Raw genomic sequence first — 22424 nt, 5'->3', positions numbered from 1 at the left:
AGTAATAGTCGCGACGGAATGGCGAGGAGGAGAAGATGACGCTGAACTTCGACCCGAGGGCGAAGGCCGCGACGCTCTACCATGGCGAATTCCGGCCGATGTTCATCGGCGGCAAATGGGTCGCGGCGCGGTCCGGACAGGAAATGCAGGCGCTCAACCCGGCGACGGGGCAGGTGCTGGCGACGGTGCCGCGCGGAGGCGCCGCCGACATCGACGCGGCGGTGGCGGCTGCGCGCACCGCTTTCGAAGGTCCGTGGTCCGGATTTTCGCCTTACGAACGGCAGTGCGTGCTGCTCAGGATCGCCGATCTCTTCGAGAAGAACTGGGAAGAGCTCTGCGTCTCCGACACCCTCGACATGGGGCTGCCGATCACGCGCACGCTCGCCAACCGGCGCCGGGTCATCGGCATGCTGCGCTTCTATGCCGGGATGGCGACCGCGCTGCATGGCGAATCAATCGACAATTCGATCCCGGGCGAGATCGTCACCTTCACCCGGCGCGAGCCGGTGGGCGTGGTCGGCGCCATCATTCCCTGGAACGCGCCGACCGCCGCGTCGATCTGGAAGATCGCGCCGGCGCTGGCTACTGGCTGCACGATCGTGCTGAAACCTTCCGAGGATGCATCGCTGACGCCGCTTTTGATCGCGCGGCTGATGCAGGAAGCGGGCGTTCCCGACGGCGTTGTCAACATCGTCACCGGAACCGGGGCCGAAGCCGGCGCGCGGCTTGCCGAACATCCCGACGTCAACAAGATCGTCTTCACCGGCTCGACGCTCACCGGCCAGGCGATCGCCCGGGCGGGTGTTGCCAATCTAAAGCGCGTTTCATTAGAACTCGGCGGCAAGTCGCCGCTCATCGTGTGCCGCGACGCCGATATCGACAAGGCCGTTCCGATCGCGGCGATGGCTGTCTTCGTGCATTCGGGCCAGGTCTGCATCGCCGGTTCGCGGCTGTTCGTGGCGCGCGAAATCCATGACGAGTTCGTGCGCCGGCTCGCTGACTTCGCCGGCAGGCTGCGCATCGGCCACGGCATCGAAGCCGAAACCGAAATGGGGCCGCTCATCAATGCGCGGCAGGCCGGCAAGGTTGAGGGCTACATCAAGGCCGGCAGCGAGGAGGGCGCGGAACTGGTCGCCGGCGGATCGCGGCTGACCGGCGGCCTCTATGACGGCGGCAACTTCATCGCGCCGACCGTCTTCGGCGCAGTGTCCGACCAAATGACCATCGCGCGCGAAGAGATCTTCGGGCCGGTTATCTCGGCAATGCCCTTCGATACGCTTGACGAAGCCGTCGCCCGCGCCAATGCGACGCCCTATGGGCTGGCCGCCGGCATCTTCACCACCCATCTCGGCACGGCGCACAAGCTTGCCCGCCGGGTCAAGGCGGGTTCCGTCTGGGTCAACATGTACCACGCCATCGACCCCGCCGTGCCGTTCGGCGGCATGAAAATGTCCGGGTATGGCCGCGAGGGCGGCATCGAACATCTGCACGAATATCTGGAGACCAAGTCGGTGTGGATCCAGACCGACTAAGGCTTTTGTCGGTTTGTCAGGCGAGCCGGCCTGCGCCGCCGGTTCTCACGCTGCCGCTCATGCACGCCGGCTGCAAATCAACCGGCGCCCGTTCTCAGGAACTTTTCTTTATCCGGCGATTTTTGGATATAAGATGAAATCCGGTTGGCCAGGAAGGTGTTGTCGATGACGACGAAACGCTTCGCGATCTGCGCTCTCGCCCTTGTGATGGGCTGCGGCATCGTCTCTTCGGCGTCCGCCGGGGCCAGGCACCGCCACCACCAGGGCGAACCCGAACGCTATGTTCCCGCTGACGGCGATATTATTGACATACTGTTCGGCGGCCCGCGCTACTATGACCGGCAGCTTGTCACGACGGCCGCCGGCGCCTGTTCCTACCACCGGGTGGGGCCGGATGCGAATGCGCTGAACAAGATCAACGATCACCATTGCGGAAAATAGCGGGCCGACCGCTCCGCAAGCAGGCTCATGACGCTTCCCATCCGGGAAAGCGGTCCGGCCGCAGCCATGTCTGGGCTGGGCTGCCATTGCCGGAAAACACGGCGTCAACCAGCCAGCGCGCGGTGGCGGGGGCGGCATGCATGCCGATGGAACCCATGCCGCCATGCACGAACAGGCCCTCGACGGCCGTCCTGCCAGCGACCGGCAAGCCATCGGACAGCATCGGGCGGTTGCCGGGATAGACGTTCCTGACCTGCGGCGCGCCGAGGCCCGGCAGCATGCGCAGCGTGCGGCTGGCGATCCGGCTCGCCATGTCGGTGTTGCGGACGAGATCGCGGAAGGCCGGCTGGACGGAGGCGCCAAGCCTGGCATCGCCGCCGCCCATGGGGTTGAGGCAGATGGCTTCCACCGCCGGCTGGTCGTCGCGCTGCGCGGCGACATCGGCAAGGCCGTCGAGCCTCATGCGCCGGCCGAGCTCTTCCTGATCCGGCCAGGTCAATTCCTCGACGATCCAGGGCAGCTCGAAGTCGAGTTTTCCCAACTGGATCAACCAGCCGCGGCCGGCGGTGAAGGGCAGGCCGGGCAGCGGTCCGTCGCCGACGGTGCGGCGCAGAAGGTCCGACATCCACAATCCGTTGGCGATGAAGATGAGATCGGCGGGAACGATCCCCTGGTCGGTCAAGATACCCTGGACCTTGCCGCCCCTGGAGAAGATCTGGGCGACGCGCAGGCCGGTGCGGATCGTCGCGCCGGCCTCACGGGCGGCGTGGGCGAAGGCATGTGTCGCGCCCATGGGTTCCAGCGTCCATGCACGGCCGACGGAATAGGCGCCTGCCACGTTGAAGCCGACACGAGGGTGGTCGCGCGCCAGTTCCTTGCCCGTGATCTTTTCCATTGCCACGCCGGCTTCCCTGTAGCGGTCGGCCACGGCGGCAGCCGCCTCGAAACTCGCCTCGTCTTCGGAAATCAGCAGATGTGCGATGGCGGCGAATTCGAAGGGAACGGGTCCGTCGGCAAGCTCGGCATAGATCGCGACGCTGGCGTCCAGCAGTTCGACGACCTTTTTCTGCGGGCCGGTGAGCAAGGTGCCGGTGTTTCGTCCTGAGGACTCGGCGGCGATCATGCTCTGCTCGAGGATCGTCGTCTTGAGACCGTGGCGGGCCAGTTCATAGGCGAGCGTGCAGCCGGCGATGCCGCCGCCGATGACCACGGCATCCATTGGTGTCTGGACGCGAGTCGAGTTGAAGGACATGGAGCGCAGCCTCCTCCCAATGAAAGCATCTCGTATACTCGTATACGGGATGCTTTTCAAGTATGCCGCCCACGACTGCCGCAAGTGCCGCCACGATATCGTCTTCGGTCCGAGCCGGGCGCAGGCCAGTCGGCGATTTCCTCAGCAAAGGCGGGTAGCCTATTCAACGACTTGCGGCTGGATCCGCAAGTTCGGCACGAATCTCCGCACCATGTTCGTCGCGTGCCGGACTTTTCGCCGGTGCCTTTGCCGTCCGTTTGGAAAAACGGGGGGCGGAGGCAGCTTGGAGGGCGCCATTCTCGACCAACCAGGAGCCGCGTGCGGCCATGTGCGGATGCAGCGCCGCCTCATGCGGGCTGAGCACAGGCCCGACGCAGGCATCCGTTCCTTCGAACAATTTCATCCACTCGTCTCGGGATTTTTCGGCAAAGATCGCTTCCAGCCGGCTGCCGAGCTCAGGCCAGAGGCCGCGGTCGAACTGAGCGGCGAACTGCGGATCGCCGCCCAGACCAAGCCTGTCGAGGAACAGCGCATAGAATTTCGGCTCGACGCACTGGACGCTGATGAAGCCGCCATCAGACGTGCGGTAGACGCGGCACCAATGCGGTCCGTCCAGAAGGCTCCGGCCACGCTCGGCGGCAAGCCCGCCGGATGGTGCGAGCGACATCAACAGGTTCATCATATGGGCCGAGCCGTCGACGATCGCCGCGTCGACGACCGTGCCTTCACCACCGGCGCGGGCGTTCATGATGGCGGCCAGCATGCCGATCACCAGATAGAGCGCGCCGCCGCCTATGTCGCCGACCAGCGTCGGCGGCGCCATTGGCGGCTCGCCCGGCAGGGAAGCATACCAGAGTGCGCCCGACACGCCGGTATAGTTCATGTCGTGGCCGGCGGTGCGGGCGAGCGGGCCTTCCTGCCCCCAGCCGGTCATGCGGCCATAGGCCAGGCGAGGGTTGGCGGCCAGACACACATCTGGACCAAGCCCGAGACGCTCCATCACGCCCGGCCGGAAGCCCTCGATCAGGCCGTCGGCGGTGGCGATCAGGCGCATCAGCACGGCAACGTCCTCGGCATCCCTGAGGTCGAGCGCGATAGAGCGCTTGCCGCGATCGAGCAGCGAGCGCTCGGGAAGGCCCGGCACGGATGCATGCTTGCGGTGGACGACGATCACGTCGGCGCCGAGATCGGCGAGCAGCATGCCGGCAAAGGGCGCCGGCCCCAACGCCTCGATCTCGACGATGCGGATTCCCCTGAGCATCCCACCCTCCACGGCATTCAAACTTTCGGTAAGGCACACTTTTGGTGTCACGCAGGGGCGACGGTGTGTAACCCTGCTCTTTTGGCATTGAAGCACGTGTCGCCGGTATATACGTCAGGGCCATGAAAAAAATCGGTTTCCTGTCATTCGGGCACTGGACGCCCTCGTCGCAATCGCAGGTGCGCTCGGCGTCGGACGCGCTGTTGCAATCCATTGATCTCGCCGTCGCGGCCGAGCAACTCGGCGCTGACGGCGCGTATTTCCGCGTCCACCATTTTGCCCGACAGCTCGCCTCGCCATTTCCGCTGCTGGCGGCGGTCGGCGCCAAGACCAGCCACATCGAGATCGGCACGGCGGTCATCGACATGCGCTACGAGAATCCGCTCTACATGGCGGAGGACGCAGGTGCCGCCGACATCATCGCAGGCGGGCGCCTGCAGCTCGGCATCAGCCGGGGCTCGCCCGAACAGGTCATCGATGGCTGGCGCTATTTCGGCTACGCGCCGCAGGAAGGCAAAAGCGACGCCGACATGGCGCGGCATCACGCCGAGGTCTTCCTCGACACGCTGCGCGGCGAGGGCTTCGCCCAGCCCAATCCGCGGCCGATGTTTCCCAACCCGCCCGGCTTGCTGCGCCTGGAGCCGCATTCTGAAGGCCTGCGCGAGCGCATCTGGTGGGGTGCCGCCACCAACGCCACTTCGGAGTGGGCGGCGAAGCTGGGCATGAATTTGCAGAGCTCGACCCTCAAATTCGACGAAAGCGGCAAGCCCTTCCATATCCAGCAGGCCGAGCAGATCCGGATCTATCGCGAGGCCTGGAAGGCGGCCGGCCATGAACGCGAACCGCGCGTCTCGGTCAGCCGCAGCATTTTCGCGCTGGTCGACGACCGGGACCGCGCCTATTTCGGGCGCGGCAATGAGGGCCGCGACCAGATCGGCTTCATCGAGGAAAACACGCGGGCGATCTTCGGGCGCAGCTATGCCGCCGAGCCGGACGTGCTGATCAAGGAGTTGGCCGAGGACGAGGCGATCGCCGAGGCCGACACGCTGCTGCTCACCGTGCCCAACCAACTCGGCGTCGACTACAACGCCCATGCCATCGAGGCGATCCTGACCCATGTCGCGCCGGCGCTGGGTTGGCGCTGACAGCCGAGCCGTGTAACCATCGCTGCTGCGGACAGTTCAGGAGGTTCACTGCATGGCAAAGAAGGCCTTGATTGCCTGGGGTGGGTGGGAAGGCCATACGCCCCAGCGCAGCGCCACTGTGGTGCGCGACATGCTGGAGCGCAATGGATACACGGTCACGCTCGGCGAGGGCACGGGGATGTTTGCCGATCCGGAGCTGAACTCATTCGATCTCATCGTGCCCGTCATCACCATGTCGAAGATCGAAAAGTCCGAGCTGCAGAATCTGACGCGCGCGGTTCGACAGGGAACGGGACTCGGCGGTTTCCACGGCACGATGGGCGACAGTTTCCGCAACGAGCCGGACTATCAGTTCATGACCGGCGGCCAATGGGTCGCGCATCCCGGCGACATCATCGACTATCGCGTGGTCATCACCAAACCGGACGATCCGATCACGAGAGGCATTAGCGACTTCGCCTACCGGTCGGAGCAGTACTACATGCATGTCGACCCGAGCAACGAGGTGCTGGCGACGACCACCTTCACCGACGAGCATTTCCCGGGCATCGGCGGCGTCGACATGCCGGTTGTCTGGAAGCGAAGATATGGCGCAGGCAAGGTCTTCTACAGTTCGCTCGGACACACGGCGGATGAGTTCGCGATGCCGGAAATGGCTGTCATCGTCGAGCGTGGTTTGCTCTGGGCCGCGCGGGGGTAGCTGCCCACTGAAACCGCGACAGCCTACCAATCGGCGACGCGATCGCCGCCTGTGAATTGCGCGCTCTTGCCGGTGTATTCGAACAGTTCGATCTTCACGCCGTCGGGGTCGCGCAGCCAGGCCTGATAGGTGTCGTCGCAGGCGAGTTTTTTCGCGGTGACCTCCACGCCCCTGGACGCGATATGCGTGATCGCGGCGTCGATATCCTCCACCTCCAGGCAGAAATGGTTGATCTGATTCGTCTCGCTGAACCGCGCACCCTCTTTGTGAAAAACCTCGATATGGCTGCGGCCGCCGCAATTAAGGTAGAAACCGAAAATCTTTCCGTCGCGCAGGAAATTGAACTGGATATCAATGCCCAGGACATCCTCGTAGAAGCGCCGTGTCTCGTCCAGATCATTGGCGAAGATGCAGACATGGGCGAGTTGTTTGACCTTGATCATGGCTGGCTCCTCATAATTTCGCAGGTTCATATAGCCCGGCGCGAAATTGGCCCGCGTGGGCTCATCGTCATTCAATCCCGCCGGTGACCACATAGGCGCCCGCGCTGCGTCCATCCCGCAGCCGCATCACTGCCGTGACGATCGAGCCGTAGGGGCCGCGCCAGACGCTGTGGATCCGTTGATGCTCCGCGGCCGGGACAAACGCCCGGCCGGTCAGACGCGCGCCGGCTCGGCGCATCGCGACGGCATCTCCGTTGACGTGCACCTTGATGCTGGCGTGCTCCGTCTCGGTTGCGTCGACGGGGAGGTCGAGCGTGATGACGATCTCGTCCTGATCGCCGCTGTCGCGCGTCTCGGCCGCAAGCTTGATTGCGAGCGCGGGCGCCTCGCCATTGCCGGCTTGAGTGGGCCGGCGCGAAAACACATCGTCTGCCAGTTCCGGCGTGCGCGGCGGCTGGGTGCGGCGCTGCGTGGAGCGTTCGAAGTCGCCGGCCATGCGCAACAGCCTTTCATCGTCATAGGCCTTGCCGGCGAAGGTCAGGCCGACCGGCATGCCGATGTCGGCCATGGTGCCCATCGGCACGGTAACGGTCGGGATGCCGAAATGCCGCCACACCAGATTGCCGTTGGCGACCCAGGTGCCGTTGCGCCAGGCAAGCGCCGCGGAGGCCTCAGTGATGTCGGCATCGGCGGGCCCGACATCGGCGACGGCAGGCAGCACGACGGCATCAAGCCTGTTCGCGTCCAGCCAGTCCTCGAAATCGAGCCGCCGCGTCGCTTCCAGCCCTTTCAGCCCGTCCTCCATCGTCGGAATGGCCCGGAACGGCGTGACGCCTGATTTCGCGCGCTCGACATACTGTGCCAAGTCGAAACCGCCTTCATAACGGTCGGGCAGCGTGCCCGGTGGCTGCGGAAAGATTTTCGGGCCGTCGACCGAAACGAGATCGGGAATGTTCAGATCATCGTTCGCGCGCAAAAAATCATCCCAGGCTGAGATGCAGAGGTCCCAGATCTCGCGATCGGCGAAGTCCGGCGGCACCAGAGCGCGGTCGACCATGGTGCGCGCGCCGGGGCGATCGCGCTCGTAGTTGGAGACGACAGGAAAATCGACCTCCATCACCTCGGCTCCAAGCCGTCTCAGGTCCGCCGCCGCTTGCTCCCAGAGATCAAGCACGGAGGCGCGGGTTTCGATCGGCCGGTCGGCGCCGCTGTCGCGGCCGATATACATTTTGGGCACGCCAAGCCGCATGCCTTGCAGCGACCCCGCTAGCACCAGATCGGTATAGCGCGGCGGTCGGATTTCGGAACTCTTCGGCAGCGCGATCCAGGGCTGCGCGCGCCAGAAATCGCCCCGCGTCTCGGGATCGTCGGCGACGATCACATCCAGCAATTCGAGCATGTCGGGCACGCTGCGCGTGTGCGGCACGACGACATCCATGGTCGGCACCAGGGGCCAGTTGCCGCGCACCGAAATGACACCGCGCGACGGCGTGTAGGCGACCAGCGCGTTGTTGGTGGCCGGCGCACGGCCTGACGACCAGGTCTCCTCCCCAAGCCCAAAGGCGCAGAAGCTCGCCGCCGTAGCGGTGCCAGAGCCGTTCGAGGAGCCGGACGCGAAGGCGGCGGTCAGGTAATCGGCATTATAGGGGCTTTCGGCGCGGCCATAGACGCCGCGCTGCATGCCGCCATTGGCCATGGGCGGCATGTTGGTGAGGCCGATCAGCACCGCGCCGCCGGCGCGCAGCCGGGCGACGGTGAAGGCGTCCTCGTTGGCGATGAGATGCTCGAAGGCCGGAGAGCCGGCGGCAACAGTCAAGCCAGACACCTTGTAGCTGTCCTTGGCGGTGTAGGGAATGCCATCGAGCGGGCCGAGCGTCTTGTCCTGACTGCGGCGCCGGTCCGAAGCCGCGGCTTCCTCGAACATATCAGGATTGAGAACCGGCACCGCATTGAGGCTGATGCCGTGCCGGTCGAAATGCGCGATGCGCCTGAGATAAGCACCGACAAGTTCGACGCTGGTGACAAGGCCCTCCTCAAGGGCGCTCCGCAACTGTTCGATCGTCGCTTCGACGATGTGAAAGCTGGCATCGGTCATCTTCTAGCCCCTGGCGGTCGTTTCCAGGCATGGATGAGCGAGGCCGCCGGCTTCGGCAAGGGCCAATCGCGATTGACGGTGGTCCTGGCGGGTCGGGCGCGGTGCCGCGATTGCATATCCCGGTTGGCAAAAAGCGGCTGACCGATGCAACCTCTAATAGAGACGGCGCGTCAGGTGCCTTCTGGAGCGGCGAGGTCCGGATCCGGCAACGAGGAGTTGCGCCTCTGGTGTCGTCCGTGGGCAACTATTCGCCAAATAGTGAATATCAGTCCCTCAAAACGACTTGCAAGCTTAAGCTGAAGCTCGCAAAAGTTGCGGCAGAAGCATGCATTGAAGAAAACTCATGCCGCCCCAGCATGAAAGGGGGATCATGCCTGACCAGAATGCCCTGATCCGCGCTGCCATTGGGCGGCTGCTCTCCGAAAAAACCGGGGTTGCCGCCATTTCGATGAAGGAAAGCATTGACGAACTGCTGGAGAGAACCGGCGAGACGATGACCGAGGACCGCCTGCGGGACCTGCTGCTCGAGATGGCCGAGGTCCGTGGAATGACGGTTGTTCTCGACGTTTAGCGAAGCCGTTCCGCCACAGCCCGGGCGTGGCGTGCCGGCTCGCCCCGATCGGCCATCCGGCCTGCCTCACCCCAGCAAATTGCGCGCCGTGCGCATGAAGATCCTTGAGCCGATCGGGATCAAATCGTCGGGGAAATCATAGTCGGGATTGTGCAGGGCAGGGTGGCGCTCGCCGGCCCCGAGGAAGAACATCGCCGACGTCGCGCTGTGGCCGAACAGGCCGAAATCCTCCGAGGCGCGCATCGGCAGGGCCTCTTGCGTGTGTGCGACGCCCTCTTCGTCGAGGGCGCGTTGGAGATGCTCCACCGCGTCCGGCGCGTTGACGCTGGCGACGAAGATCTCGTGGTAGTCCCAGCTTGCGGACAGGCGATGCTGGCCGGCGATCTTCGTGACCAGCGCTTCCGCGGCGGCGCACAGATCCGCCATGCGCTCGTCGCGCCTGGTGCGCAGCGTCGCCCAGACCTCGGCGTGGGCGGGCGCGATGCCGAACACGGCTTCGCCCATCTCGGCGTGGGTCACGGTGACCATGCCGAAATCGTCGTCGGCGAACGTTCCGTGCCCGAGCGCGGGCAGGGCAGGCATCAACGCGCTGATCGCCGGCATCGGCGAAATTCCGGTCTCGGGCATGGAGGAATGCGCGGTCTTGCCCTCCAGCACGATGCGCATGCCGCGCGAGGCACAGTTGACCACGCCGGGCTTGAGCCGCACCTCGCCGAACGGCACGCCGGGCAGATTGTGTAGCGAAAAGGCGAAATCGGGCGCGATCTCGCCGAAACGGGGGTCGGCGACGACACCGGCGGCGCCATTGCCGGTTTCTTCCGCCGGCTGGAACATCAGCACGACGCGACCGCTTGCAGGCCGCTCGCGCCCGAGCTGGCGTCCGAGCGCCGCCAGGATCGCGGTGTGTCCGTCATGGCCGCACATATGCGACTTGCCCGGCACACGCGAGGCATGCGGCACGCCGGACAGTTCTTCGATGGGCAGCGCGTCGAGTTCCGAACGAAACAGGACGGTTGGTCCGTTTTTGCCGCTGTCGTAGACGGCCGCGACACCATGGCCGCCCAGTCCGGTCAGCACCTTGTCGGGATTGGTATCGGCGAGGAAGTCGACGACGGCTTTTGCCGTCTTTTCCTCCTCGTTCGAGATTTCCGGCTGCTGGTGCAACTTGCGCCGCCACTCGGTCAGCTCGACGATGTCCCGGTTGGTGAGAGTCATGATTTTGGCCTCCGCTGTATCGCTCACGACGCGCCTGATCGACCGGGCGCGTCGGAAGGATAGCTAGCGGCAAATGGCTGAAACCGCCACCTCCTGGCCTATTGATTTATCTCGGGCTCGACGAGCTTTGCCAGGTTCCGCAGCGACTCCTGCCAGCCGAGATAGCAGGCCTCGACCGGGATGACGTCGGGAATGCCGGCCTGGGTGATGTCGATCTCGGTGCCGACAGATACTTTTTTCAGGGTTACGGTCACCTGGATCTCGCCCGGCAGATTGGGGTCGTCGAACCTGTCGGTGTAGCGCAGGCGCTCACCGGGAACGAGTTCGAGATACTCGCCGCCGAAGGCATGGCTGTCGCCGGTGGTGAAGTTGCGGAACGACATCTTGAACGTGCCGCCCACCTTGCCCTCGAAGTGATGAACCGTGCAGGTGAAGCCGTTCGGCGGCAGCCACTTCGCCAGCGCGTCGGCCTCGACGAAGGCGCGATAGACTTTTTCCGGGCTGGTGGTGAGAACACGGTGCAAACGTACGGTGCCGGGCATATCATATCCTTTCATAATGCCTGTTCGATGCCCCAAGGACGAGCGGGGCCCGGCCAGTCCGACACCGGCTCCCGGAATTTTTTCAGAGCCTCGGCCGCGGCCTACGCGACTGGCTTACGCCAGTTCAGCCTGGGTTGGGACTCGATTTTGCGGCGGCTGGCCCAATCGTCGAAAATGACGAACCGGATAGCCATTATGAGGAGACTGTTTATAACGGTCGCTGAGATCGCTGTGACCAAGGGGAGACGATGCGCTACATACGTCCACTTTCAATCGAAGATGCCGTTGGCCAGTTGGCCGGATCGGCCGGAACGGCGGCCATTCTCGCCGGAGGCAGCGACCTGCTGGTGAGGATGAAGGGCGGCTTCATCGAACCCGAACTGATCGTCGACATCAAGGCGATCGCGGCCTTGAGCGAAATCAGGGAAACGGCCGACGGCTTCAGCATCGGTGCGGCGGTGCCCTGCGCGGTGCTGGGAGAGAACGCGGCCCTGAAGAAGGCCTGGCCCGGCGTCGTCGAGGCGGCCAAGCTGATCGGCTCGAAGCAGGTGCAGGGACGCTGCACCATCGTTGGCAATCTGTGCAACGCCTCGCCGGCGGCCGACAGCGTGCCGGCGCTGGTGGCGGCCGGCGCCAGGGCGGTGATCGTCGGGCCCGCGGGCCGGCGCACCATTGCCGTGGAGGCGGTGCCGACCGGACCGGGCAAGACGTCGCTCGCCAAGGGCGAGATCATCGAGGCGATCCTGCTCGACAGCCAAGCGCCGCGCTCGGGCGACGCGTATCTCAGGTTCATTCCCCGCACCGAGATGGATATCGCGGTGGTCAGCGCCGGCGTGAACCTGACGCTCGACGAGCAAGGTGTCGTCAAGGCGGCCCGCGTGGCGCTGGGCGCCGCCGCGCCCACGGTGCTTCTGGTGCAGGAGGCCGCCGAGGCCCTCATCGGCAGGACGCTGGACGAAGCCGCGCTCGAGCGGCTCGCCAAGGTCTGCTCCGGGGCCTGCCGGCCGATCGACGACAAGCGGGGCACGATCGAGTTCAGACGGAAAGTCGCGGGCGTGCTGGCCAGGCGGGCCGCCACGTCAGCCTACAAGCGTGCAGGAGGCAAGTGATGGCCGGTGTAGCAGTTTCAACCACGATCAACGGCGACAGCGTCGAATATCTCTGCCAGCCCGACGAGACGCTGCTCGACGTGCTGCGCGACCGGCTCGGGCTGACCGGCGCCAAGGAAGGCTGCGGCACCGGCGACTGCGGCGCCTGCAGCGTCATCCTCGACGACCGGCTGGTGTGCTCGTGCCTGGTGCTGGGCGCGGAGGCGCAAGGGCGCCGCGTGGAGACTGTCGAGGGCATGGCGCATGGCGACCAGTTGCATCCGCTGCAGCAGAAGTTCCTGGAGCACGCCGCGCTGCAATGCGGCGTTTGCACGCCGGGCTTCCTGATCGCGGCGAAGGACCTTTTGGCCAAGAATCCCGACCCGACCGAGGAGGAGATCCGCTTCGGGCTGGCCGGGAACCTGTGCCGTTGCACCGGCTATGACAAGATCGTGCGCGCCGTCCAGGACGCGGCAAGCGTGATGAAGGGAGCCTGACGATGAATTTCGATCCGCGTTTTTCCAATCGCAATTTCGCTTCGGTCGGCACGCGTCCCATCCGTCCCGACGGCGTCGACAAGGTGACCGGCCGCGCCCGCTACGGCGCCGACTTCAACATGGCCGGCCAGCTGGTCGGGCGTGTGCTGCGCAACCCGCACGCGCACGCCAAAATCAGGAAGATCGACACTTCGAAGGCGGAAAAGCTCGCCGGCGTGAAGGCGGTGATCACCGCGGCCGACCTGCCCGACCTCACCGATGGCGATGCCGCCATGTACGACATCCTCGACAATTGCATGGCGCGCACCAAGGCGCTCTATGACGGCCATGCGGTGGCCGCTGTCGCCGCGATCGACGCCCGCACCGCCAGGCAGGCGCTGAAGCTGATCGAGGTCGACTACGAGGTGCTGCCGCATGTCACCGATGTCGACGAGGCGATGCAGCACCACGCGCCGCTGATCAACGAGACCGTCTTCACCGAGGGGCTGGAGGAAAAGCCGGTCAAGCCGTCCAATGTCACCAAGCGCAGCCAGTTCGGCCATGGCGACGTGCATCAGGGCTTTGGCCAGGCCGACTTCATCGTCGAGCGCTCCTTCAAGACCGAGCAGACGCACCAGGGCTATATCGAGCCGCATGCCTGCGTGGCCAATGTCAGCTCAGACGGCACGGCGGACCTGTGGGTGTGCACTCAAGGGCATTTCGTCTATCGCCAGCATTGCGCCCAGCTGCTGGGCATGGAAGCCTCGAAGCTGCGCGTCACCTCCTCGGAGATTGGCGGCGGCTTCGGCGGCAAGACCCATGTCTGGGCCGAGCCGGTGGCACTCGCTCTGTCGCGCAAGGCCGGCCGGCCGGTGAAGCTGGTGATGACCCGCGACGAGGTGTTCCGCGCCTCGGGCCCGACCAGCGCCACCTCGATCGACGTCAAGATCGGCGCCCGCAAGGACGGCACGATCACCGCCGCGGAAGCGACGCTGCGCTACACCAGCGGCCCTTATGCCGGCACCTGGGCCGAGATCGGCGCCATGACGGCGTTCGCCTGCTACAGGCTGGAGAACGTCAAGACCGTCGGCTACGAAGTGCTGGTCAACCGGCCGAAGACCGCGGCCTACCGCGCGCCGTCGGCGCCGATGGCGGCCTTCGCGGTGGAAAGCGCCGTCGACGAGCTCGCCAAGGAGATCGGCATGGACCCGGTCGACTTCCGCATCAGGAATGCGGCGCAGGAAGGCACGCGATCGTCCTACGGCCCGGTCTATGGCCCGATCGGCATCGGCCCGACGCTGGAGGCGGTGAAGAACCATGCCCACATGAAGGCGCCGCTGGGTAAGAACCAGGGGCGCGGCATGGCCTGCGGCTTCTGGTTCAATTTCGGCGGCCAGACCTGCACCGACCTCAACATCGGCATGGACGGTTCGGTCTCGCTTGCCGTCGGCACGGTCGATGTCGGCGGTTCCCGCGCGTCGCTGTCGCTGGTGGCGGCGGAGGAGCTCGGCATCGACTATTCGCAGGTCAAGGCCGTCGTCGCCGACACGTCCAGCCTCGGCTACAACGACATGACCGACGGCAGCCGCGGCACCTTCTCCTCCTCCATGGCGACCATCTCGGCCGCCCGCAACGCCATCAAGGTGCTGCGCGAGCGCGCCGCCCAGATGTGGGACATTTCGGTCGACGACGTGGTCTGGGAACAGGGCCATGCGGTGGCCAAGGGCGAGAAGCACGGCAATCTCGGCAAGCTGTCGCTGAAGGAGATCGCGGCGCAATCCGGCAAGACCGGCGGGCCGATCGCCGGCCATAGCGAGCTCGTCGCCGACGGCGCCGGCGTCTCCTTCGCCACCCATATATGCGACATCGAGGTCGATCCCGAGACCGGCTCGACCAGGGTGATCCGCTACACGGTGGTGCAGGATGCCGGCAAGGCGGTGCACCCGACCTATGTCGAGGGCCAGTACCAGGGCGGTGCCGCGCAAGGCATCGGCTGGGCGCTCAACGAGGAGTATATTTACGGCAAGGACGGCCGGCTGCAGAACGCCGGCTTCCTCGACTACCGCATCCCGGTCTGCTCCGACCTGCCGATGATCGACACGCAGATCCTGGAAATTCCCAACCCCAACCACCCCTATGGCGTGCGCGGCGTCGGCGAAACCTCGATCGTGCCGCCGCTGGCGGCGATCGCCAACGCGGTGTCGAACGCCGCCGGCGTGCGCATGACGCACATCCCGATGTCGCCGCCCCGCATCCTGGCGGCGATCGAGGCGGAACGGGAAGGCTGATGGTGCAAGTGACGCTCTGGGGGGCGCTTGCCGCGACCGCCGGAGGCCAGAGCAAGGTCGAGGTCGAGGCCAAGGACATAAGGGAACTGTTCAGGAAACTGGCTGAACAGTATCCCGGGCTGGAGCCGCTGATCGACCGGGGGATCGCGGTGGCGATCGACGGGGTGATTTACAGGGATACGTGGGGGAAGAAGCTGCCGCCGGGGGCGGAGATTTTTCTGCTGCCGAGATTGGCTGGGGGGTGAGGGGATTACTGCGCGACGTACCGGATAAGCAGCTTTGCACCCGATTCATGCCGTTCATCCCTGTTCTCAACAATCTCGGAAGCCGCCATTCCTTTGGGATTGAGCTTCGAGCGGTCTATGGCGGGAGTGAGCACCCAGCCCATGCAAACGTGATGGGCTTAACGCGCCGCACCGATATCGAACTTTATGAGATGAAGACTTCGGGCCGATGGTGCTCCATATACCGGCGCTGACCGTCACTTAGCCCTGCATTCCCCCAAGGCGTGGGGGCCTCTTCAAATCCCAACCGCTCGTGAACCAAATGCTCAAAACCAAGCCGACGCATGTCGGCGTGCTGTACACGCTGTGATACCAGTACACCGCCCTCGTTTGAAAAACTTATGAACCCACGGTCGAAAAGAAGGTCGGCGTCGGGCGTGAGAAGAAGGCCGTTATGTCCGTCAAGACGCTCCTGCGCGGAGCTGCAATTACGCCACGGCTTTATGTGACTCGCAATAAGCAGCGAGGGGTTTGTAATCCCTGTAAGGCGACAAGACCGCTCTATCCGTTCAACGTTTGATCTGAAGACGCCTTGCCCCCGACGCGCCATGACCACGCTTCTCCGCACCGTGTCGTCTAGCGTCAAGTCGACCGCGACACGTCGCTCTACAGCATCATCGAGGAGCTCACTCACCACCTCGAAATTCAGGCTGTTTGATCCGCCACGCGCAAGGACAATGTGGTCGAACACAGCGCTGGCAACGATCACATCGAATGCAGCTCGCGGGATCTGGGCGAGGTATGCCTTTTGATTGCCATTTCCTGTAATAGGGTGAATTGGCGAATATCGAGTGGGCAGGTGTTGGCCCAGAGAGCTAATGAGTGTTTTCGGCCGAACGGCTGGAGTGAGCGGGGTCCAATAGACCGGAAGCAGCCATCCGTCACGATTCCAATAAACGCCGGCGTTACCGAATTCCTCCGGCTTAGGTGCATTGAACGCGAACTCGGCAACCCTACCAACGTAGCGGATTTCCTGGTTGGCATAGGAAAGCACAAGGTCGCCAGGCGATGCGCGGCGCATATTATTGTAGAATTGGCTCCGCTTTCCGTCACTCTCTGTTTTCGGTGACCATAAGTAGCGGCCTTCGATCTCTTGTCGAGCTGTCTGCTTATGATTTACCCACCAATAGTTTGGCATTCTGGCTAGACATCAAGCATCGGCAGTGTCGCCGATCTAGCTTTTTCGTGGAGCGGGCGCTCCAGTGAAATCAAGTCCAACCCGGGTCATAGCGGCGCCAAGTCTATGGGTCAGATTCAATGCATATTCATATCGCAGTTGTCCGACTACCTTGGCATGTTGTTTTTCCGATACCAGTCGTGTTTTACCCATTTTCGTGATGAACACGTCGAACTCAAACTCACCGCTGAATTCGCCGAGCTTGTCAGCGTAGAGGATTTGCCAATCAGGCGAGGAACTTTCTCCTTCTGGCCTGTTGAAACAGAAGCCGGAAACCGAATTTTGGGAATGAATGAATATATAGCGATTTGATTGAATATCGCTTGGCGTAGATCTTCCTTCCTTTAACGGAACAAGCTTTACCGCCATGAAAGGAAGCCGTCCACCAAACATTGATCGACGTTCTTTGGATAATTGCGCCGGTACCATATCACAAGCGGGCGATAGACACACCCAATAGCCGTCTTTTGCTTTAAAAACATGCCCAGTGTTCAAATGCCAGCCCTCGGGCTCTTTGCTACATACAAAAGCATTGTGTTCGTGCTCGGCTTTTGATCGCGTAGTTGCGTCCGCAAGCTTGACCTTGAAATGATCAAAGCAAATGTCCTCGGCGTCTCCCTGCGCCTCCGCCTCGATCAACCTGTCCGCGAACTTCTGCACAGGTTGCAGAACAGCACCCATTAACCGTTCCGAATGGCGCGACACGGCCTCGGCAATAAGCCACCGCCGCTCTACGCCATTCGCCGTCAATAGGCGCTTGTACCAATGGGCGAGAGCGTGCTGATTGCTAAGTGCATTGGTCTGAGCAAGGACTCCTAACTCGTCCATTTCCGCGCGGATGCGAGCCAGCAACAGTCTGGATGGCTGTGGATTCCAAGCATACAGAGCGGTCTGAAGCTCGGAGATTAGATCCTCACGATCGGCTTTATCGGAGAAGGCTATGAAGAGGGATTCAGACTTTATCCAATGTACCCCTTCGCTGGCCCAGTGGAGACGCTCAAACAAAACCGGGCTGAAATCACGTTTGAGTTTTTGCTCGATCGACGCCAACAAAATGCACAAAACTAGACGTTCTTGAACGCCGTCCCATCCGGCAGCCTGACATTCGGCATGGAAATTAGAGAAAGGAGCGTGACCCTTTCTGACTACTCGGAAGTAAGAGTCAGGATGAGCACGTACATAAATATACTGGTCTACGTCAATGCTAGCGAGTATCCGGGCCTCGGAGCCCTCTTCCGTGTCCTCACGACGGGCGATCAATTCAGCTGCTGAAGCGGTATCTTCATCCGTCTGGCGTTCACCTATCGGTGTTAGTAGGCCAACTAGAATTTGGCGAAAGACCTTATCTAGGTTTTCGCTTGTATGCAAAACAACCATATTGAAATGGTTATTGCGAGCCAACGCCCTTATGATCTCGATCGCCCGCGTGCCATCTCCCTGCATGCTTTTGTCAAGTTGATAGTCCAACACAAGGAGGTCAGACTGATGGAGGTGCTTGGCGACCTTTAGATCATCCCCGGCGGAGACGTTATAACCATCATGGATGTCGATAAGGAGTGATTTGTCTCGCAAGTTTGCAAGGACACTTTTGATACGTCCTGGATCACGATACCATTCTTTTGATCTGGCCTGCTCTTGCCCCCTCGCACGGGCCATCTCGGTCTCCAACATCTCATCAATCGTTGGATAGTCGTCATCAACGATTAGGACTGACCTTATCGGATGGACAAATGCCTGATCGATGAAAGCGGTGTAGTGATTACTCGCCGTCAAATTCCGCCCCCCGGAAGCTTATGATGAAATTTGCGCCCTTGAGCGGCATTTCGGAAGTGGGGGCCTCATACCTAATTCTATGCCCGCCGGCCGCTAGGTTGGCTTTCGACAGGTAGAGCCCCACACCCCTGCCACCACGAGTTTTGCGCGTGAAAAACAGACCAAACAAGCTTGCGACATCATCTGCATCGACACCAGGGCCACTGTCCGAAACGACTATCTCTTTATCCACCACGCCGAGTACAATTTTACGTTCCGCGTCCTGAGCAGTGCTCAGCCAATAGATGCTGTTATTTATCAGGTTTATGAAAACCGGCAGTAGCCGAGATTGTTGATCGAAGACACGGAACTTCAGGAACGCGTCAGTAACACTAAAAACGATACCCTGCTTCGCCATAGGCAGACGAAAAAACTCGCCGACATAATCGGCGATTTCCCTACCAGTGATCCAGCGCTGAATCTTCTGTCCTGCCAGCCGGAGCGGCGAGAGAAATCTGAGCTGGTCCGTCAGTCCTTGATAGCCGAACTCAATGTCTTTCACGGCGCGGCTGCTTCGAACCTCGTTCGGCAATTTCCCGAGTCCATCTCCAATTATGTCGTCATAAGCCTGAAGCTCATGACCAACAATCTCAACCGCAATCCCGAGCTGCGCTAGCGCGTTCAACCGATCAAGTTCAGCACGCATGTCGCTCACTTCTTCCATACTGAAGGCAGCAAGCTGCTCCAGATCGATACTTTCCTTTAAGCTTTCCAATGCGCCGATATATGGCAGGAAGATATCCGCGTTATCAGAATCGACGCGGGATTTCATCTGTTCCATGAGTTTAGATGTTTCGGCAAACCCAAGCTCTCCGCGATCAAATCGTTCCAAGAGAGGTTCGGCTTCCGAATGGAAGTGTTTGTTTCGTAAACTAACTAGATCACGGATTCGTTTGAATTCTGCCTTCTGAAGTTCGTCGATCGTGCGAGCCGAGACTTTGATCCGATGATGAATCTGCCCGGCATTTCGCGCCAACTGACGCTCCAAAAGTTCGCGAGGTTTCCTCGGTGCGACGCGCTCGATTTGAGCGTCCAATTCCTGGGAAATGGTTTCAACTAATATGTTGGCTGCGCGAGCTGAATCTCGGTAGCTTGTGTACGTTTCTTCCAGAGAGCCAAGCGATTTTGGAGCGCCTGGAAGCCTAAAATCTGCAGCACGCTCCCTGAAAATCTCCAAATCTTGCTGTGCCCTCGAAATGTGGCCTTCGTCCGCTATGTAAAGGTTCTGGGCATAGTTCTCCAACTCACGAACAAGTCCGGGAAGCTCTTGTGAGAAACGTCTTAGTTTTCCTCGAAATTCCTGGCGTTGCTTCTGACGCAGCTTATTGCGGTCTTCGCTTGCACGCTTGGCCTTATTCGACTCTGTTATCTGCGGGAGTAGTTCCTGGCGAATATCAGAATCAGAGCCGAAATAGCGTCTCGCAGATTGTTCCAAAATTTGGGAGACGACGAGCTTCAATGTTTTTGCGGCCCGATTGTCCAGCAAACCCTCTCGCCCAGCTTTGTCTTTGAGATTAGGATTGGTGGCTCGGCTTATGGACAGCCGGCCAAACATTTGACGATGGTTCCAGAACTCTCTGCCTGCATTCTTGCTGCGGCGCGATTCGATTTCGAAAAAATCATTGTCCGTACGGCCGTACGGCAGAACTCTCAGTCCGTCTCTGAAGATCATAAACCCTGAATATCGCTCCGCTAGCCCTTTAAAGTGTTGAAACTCAGCTTGGGAATGGGTTGTCCTGAGAGCGGTGAACTCCATCGTGGCGATATATATATCAAATGGGCCGACCCTGGTGTCAGATCTTTGAGGGATGTCGAGATCCTTCGGAGGCTCAATGACGCAAGGCATATCAAGCCATTTGCCAAAGGCCTTTATGCGTCCTCGAAACGCGCCATCTGGCCCGACGGTACCGACTATTTGATGCTCCATGCCATCAAGTTGGCGACGGTCAAATTGCTTCTGGTCACCAAGGATGAGCCGAGGGACGGAGCCTTCCCACGCTCTTACGGAGTAAGAGAAATCTGGCTTTTTCCGTTGATCGTCGTCGTCGGCTGGATCAACAAACGGATCAACGAAACTCGACAGTGTTTCGAAGAAGCGCTCACGTGCAGCTCGAGCCGCCGGATCAGCGTCATCTGTGTCAAGCTCTACGCGTAGATCGTAATTTATCTGAGCAACAAGAAGGGCAGTTCCGTGGTTCGCCTGACCGCTCCAAACAGACCATTCAGCAAAATGACGATTACCAAAGTTGAGATGAGACAACGTGGATAGGATCGCCTCCGATGGGGGCAGTAGTCGATCTCCAGTGCCTCTATTATCGTCCAGATGGGATTGATCATATGCCCTCCAGGCATCTTGAAGCCGCTCCGCGCGACTGGCGTCGTGCCCCCCTGTTAGATTTTCCTTTAGAGCGGAGATAAGAGTAGGTAACCGCCCAAGAAGATCGCTCTGTTCCTCGAATTCGACAATTGGTACAAAAATATCGCTGAGATTGAGGAAAGGGTTCTCAAATAAGCGCCAGTCGATTAGAGCGGCGACGTAAGGCGCATTGATGCGCTTGGAGACCAAAAGCAAAATTGGTCCCAAGTTGGCACATGACAGCCGACCAATACCCTTTTGGCCCTGGCGTGTCCGCTGAGGCAGACCCAGCCGATCAGCTATTGGTGTGGTATCTGAAGTGGCTTTCGACTCAGTGCCAACGACCAGCCATCGCCCTACAAGCTCTGACCGGCTCATCCCGTGCCCATCGTCCGAAATTACGGCAACCGGATCCTCGCCATTATAAATGTTGAGTTCGACTTTTCTAGCGTATGCGTCGAATGCATTTTTCCAAAGCTCAGAAATCGCCGTCGGGCAGTCCGCAATCTGTTCGCGGCCCAGGTGGTCGACGGTTCTAGCTTTGGTCTGAAACGATACGCCGTCAATCATGCCATTTCTTGGGTTCTCAATGCGGCGGTCTTTGTGTCGGCACTTTGCTCGTGAGTTGCGTGCGAGCGCTGTATAACAGGCTTGAGATATTCGATAAGAAATCTGCCGAGAGCGACAGGGACAGCATTTCCGACCTGTTCGCCCGCAGCCATCAACCCTCCCGAGAAAAAATAGTTGTCAGGAAAGGTTTGAATTCTCGCCGCTTGGCGAACGGTGATGCCGTGGTCCAATGTTGGGTGAACAAAGCGGCCCTTGGATGGGTTAATGCAAGCGGTCGTCATTGTCGGCCCGGGTTCACTAGGATTGATCCGTCCGTAGACATCATTATGACCGTCGTGCCCTTCATGACAGGATAGAATGCGGCCAGAATCATGACGGCTTCCTCCGTTCGGAGGTGTTCGTCTGAAAGTTTCGACAAGTTCCGCGCCATGGTTCATATGGACGTCATTCTCATCCCCGACCGGAGCCGTCTTGAAGGCGTTGCTGCAATCAACCCAGGCTGCGAGAGTGGGACTCCTTTCCCGCGCTGTCGGACTTCCGTGGGTAGGCGATGGCGGCCATGGCAGATCACCTAGCAGCACACCATTTCGGAGGCCAAGGATGAAGACGCGCTTCCTCCTTTGCGGAACACCGAAATCACGTGCATCTATCGTGATAGGTTCGTAGACGTGATAACCTGCTTTAAGGCCTTCATCATAAAACCTATCCAAAGCCGCGGCGTGGCGAGGCCAAAGCATCCCTGGCACATTTTCCATGAGAAAAATGGTCGGCCTAAATACTTTCACGAAATTGAAGTAGACGTGTATGAGGTCATTACGTGTGTCCGCGACACCTGCATCTTTGATTCGGTGCGTGGAAAATCCTTGACATGGGGGGCCTCCGAGTAAGAGATCGCAGATCTCCCCTTTGTTGAAAACATGCTCGTGCTCTTCCTCAGGTGACATAGTTGAAATGTCACCTTCACGCACGACAGGAGCGTCCTCAGCATGGCAAAGATTGCTGCGATAGGTGGATGCCGCGTGGCGGTTATTTTCAATTGCCAGCTTTATTGTGAGGCCTGCTTGCCTCGCGGCCAAAGAAAACCCCCCGGCGCCAGCAAACAGATCGACGCAGTTAACCATCTAATTCGGACCGGCCAAGTAGTGACTTTGCCGCCGTCATATTCAACATCACGCA

The 22424-nt window shown here is 61.1% G+C and carries 19 protein-coding genes; 9 read left to right on the top strand and 10 right to left on the bottom strand.

Annotated features, from left to right (window positions below):
• The first annotated feature begins 35 nt into the window (after positions 1-35).
• A complete protein-coding gene (locus tag FJ940_RS18890) occupies positions 36-1532 on the top strand; it encodes an aldehyde dehydrogenase family protein (protein ID WP_140657490.1) in 1497 nt (498 codons plus the stop codon).
• Positions 1533-1697: 165 nt separating this feature from the next.
• Entirely contained in the window at positions 1698-1973 is a 276-nt protein-coding gene (locus FJ940_RS18885; protein WP_140517323.1) for a hypothetical protein, read from the top strand.
• Between the two features lie 25 nt (positions 1974-1998).
• Here FJ940_RS18885 and FJ940_RS18880 read toward each other — a convergent pair whose 3' ends face one another.
• Both FJ940_RS18880 and FJ940_RS18875 read right to left on the bottom strand, forming a co-directional pair.
• A complete protein-coding gene (locus FJ940_RS18880; RefSeq protein WP_140649285.1) occupies positions 1999-3225 on the bottom strand; it encodes an FAD-dependent oxidoreductase in 1227 nt (408 codons plus the stop codon).
• 163 nt (positions 3226-3388) lie between these two features.
• A complete protein-coding gene (locus tag FJ940_RS18875; protein ID WP_140521366.1) occupies positions 3389-4486 on the bottom strand; it encodes a CaiB/BaiF CoA-transferase family protein in 1098 nt (365 codons plus the stop codon).
• A gap of 122 nt (positions 4487-4608) precedes the next feature.
• Here FJ940_RS18875 and FJ940_RS18870 point away from each other — a divergent pair, with 122 nt between their 5' ends.
• A complete protein-coding gene (locus FJ940_RS18870) occupies positions 4609-5631 on the top strand; it encodes an LLM class flavin-dependent oxidoreductase (RefSeq protein ID WP_140622805.1) in 1023 nt (340 codons plus the stop codon).
• Between the two features lie 52 nt (positions 5632-5683).
• Entirely contained in the window at positions 5684-6331 is a 648-nt protein-coding gene (locus FJ940_RS18865; protein ID WP_140499244.1) for a ThuA domain-containing protein, read from the top strand.
• A gap of 23 nt (positions 6332-6354) precedes the next feature.
• On the opposite strand, the gene FJ940_RS18860 is transcribed toward FJ940_RS18865, so the two are convergent.
• A complete protein-coding gene (locus FJ940_RS18860; protein ID WP_140499242.1) occupies positions 6355-6774 on the bottom strand; it encodes a VOC family protein in 420 nt (139 codons plus the stop codon).
• Positions 6775-6841: 67 nt separating this feature from the next.
• Positions 6842-8869 (bottom strand): amidase, encoded by a 2028-nt coding sequence (locus FJ940_RS18855; RefSeq protein ID WP_140657488.1) that lies wholly within the window; start codon positions 8867-8869, stop codon positions 6842-6844.
• 370 nt (positions 8870-9239) lie between these two features.
• Between FJ940_RS18855 and FJ940_RS18850 the strand changes: the two genes are divergently transcribed.
• On the top strand, positions 9240-9440 hold the full coding sequence (locus FJ940_RS18850) for a hypothetical protein (protein ID WP_140657486.1): 201 nt from the start codon (positions 9240-9242) through the stop codon (positions 9438-9440).
• A gap of 66 nt (positions 9441-9506) precedes the next feature.
• Here the strand turns inward: FJ940_RS18850 and FJ940_RS18845 are convergent, their stop codons facing one another.
• Together FJ940_RS18845 and FJ940_RS18840 are read right to left on the bottom strand one after the other, a co-directional pair.
• Positions 9507-10655: an amidohydrolase gene (locus FJ940_RS18845; RefSeq protein ID WP_140657484.1), complete on the bottom strand. Its 1149-nt coding sequence runs from the start codon at positions 10653-10655 to the stop codon at positions 9507-9509.
• Between the two features lie 98 nt (positions 10656-10753).
• On the bottom strand, positions 10754-11197 hold the full coding sequence (locus tag FJ940_RS18840) for an SRPBCC family protein (RefSeq protein WP_140499234.1): 444 nt from the start codon (positions 11195-11197) through the stop codon (positions 10754-10756).
• A gap of 248 nt (positions 11198-11445) precedes the next feature.
• Between FJ940_RS18840 and FJ940_RS18835 the strand changes: the two genes are divergently transcribed.
• Genes FJ940_RS18835 through FJ940_RS18820 form a run of 4 tightly spaced genes read left to right on the top strand, consistent with a single transcriptional unit; the run spans position 11446 to position 15294 of the window.
• Entirely contained in the window at positions 11446-12306 is an 861-nt protein-coding gene (locus FJ940_RS18835) for a xanthine dehydrogenase family protein subunit M (protein ID WP_140582646.1), read from the top strand.
• Positions 12306-12782: a (2Fe-2S)-binding protein gene (locus FJ940_RS18830; RefSeq protein ID WP_140622812.1), complete on the top strand. Its 477-nt coding sequence runs from the start codon at positions 12306-12308 to the stop codon at positions 12780-12782. Before FJ940_RS18835 ends, FJ940_RS18830 begins: the two co-directional genes overlap by 1 nt.
• A gap of 2 nt (positions 12783-12784) precedes the next feature.
• Entirely contained in the window at positions 12785-15049 is a 2265-nt protein-coding gene (locus tag FJ940_RS18825) for a xanthine dehydrogenase family protein molybdopterin-binding subunit (RefSeq protein WP_140657482.1), read from the top strand.
• A complete protein-coding gene (locus FJ940_RS18820) occupies positions 15049-15294 on the top strand; it encodes a MoaD/ThiS family protein (protein ID WP_140552045.1) in 246 nt (81 codons plus the stop codon). Before FJ940_RS18825 ends, FJ940_RS18820 begins: the two co-directional genes overlap by 1 nt.
• A gap of 184 nt (positions 15295-15478) precedes the next feature.
• Here FJ940_RS18820 and FJ940_RS18815 read toward each other — a convergent pair whose 3' ends face one another.
• The 4 genes from FJ940_RS18815 to FJ940_RS18800 form a co-directional block, all read right to left on the bottom strand.
• On the bottom strand, positions 15479-16327 hold the full coding sequence (locus tag FJ940_RS18815; RefSeq protein ID WP_181171784.1) for an HNH endonuclease: 849 nt from the start codon (positions 16325-16327) through the stop codon (positions 15479-15481).
• A 180-nt stretch (positions 16328-16507) separates the two neighbouring features.
• The gene (locus tag FJ940_RS18810) at positions 16508-18283 is read right to left on the bottom strand and encodes a response regulator receiver domain (RefSeq protein ID WP_140657479.1); all 1776 of its coding nucleotides are present in this window, start codon (positions 18281-18283) and stop codon (positions 16508-16510) included.
• Positions 18270-21248, bottom strand: a complete 2979-nt coding sequence (locus tag FJ940_RS18805; RefSeq protein ID WP_140657477.1) for an ATP-binding protein — start codon at positions 21246-21248, stop codon at positions 18270-18272. Before FJ940_RS18805 ends, FJ940_RS18810 begins: the two co-directional genes overlap by 14 nt.
• On the bottom strand, positions 21245-22369 hold the full coding sequence (locus FJ940_RS18800; RefSeq protein ID WP_140657475.1) for a DNA cytosine methyltransferase: 1125 nt from the start codon (positions 22367-22369) through the stop codon (positions 21245-21247). Before FJ940_RS18800 ends, FJ940_RS18805 begins: the two co-directional genes overlap by 4 nt.
• Between the last annotated feature and the right edge of the window lie 55 nt (positions 22370-22424).

Source organism: Mesorhizobium sp. B2-3-7, assembly GCF_006442695.1.
Classification (GTDB): domain Bacteria; phylum Pseudomonadota; class Alphaproteobacteria; order Rhizobiales; family Rhizobiaceae; genus Mesorhizobium.
The sequence above is the reverse complement of the archived record's forward strand: the minus strand, read 5'-3'. Positions and strand labels throughout refer to the sequence as shown.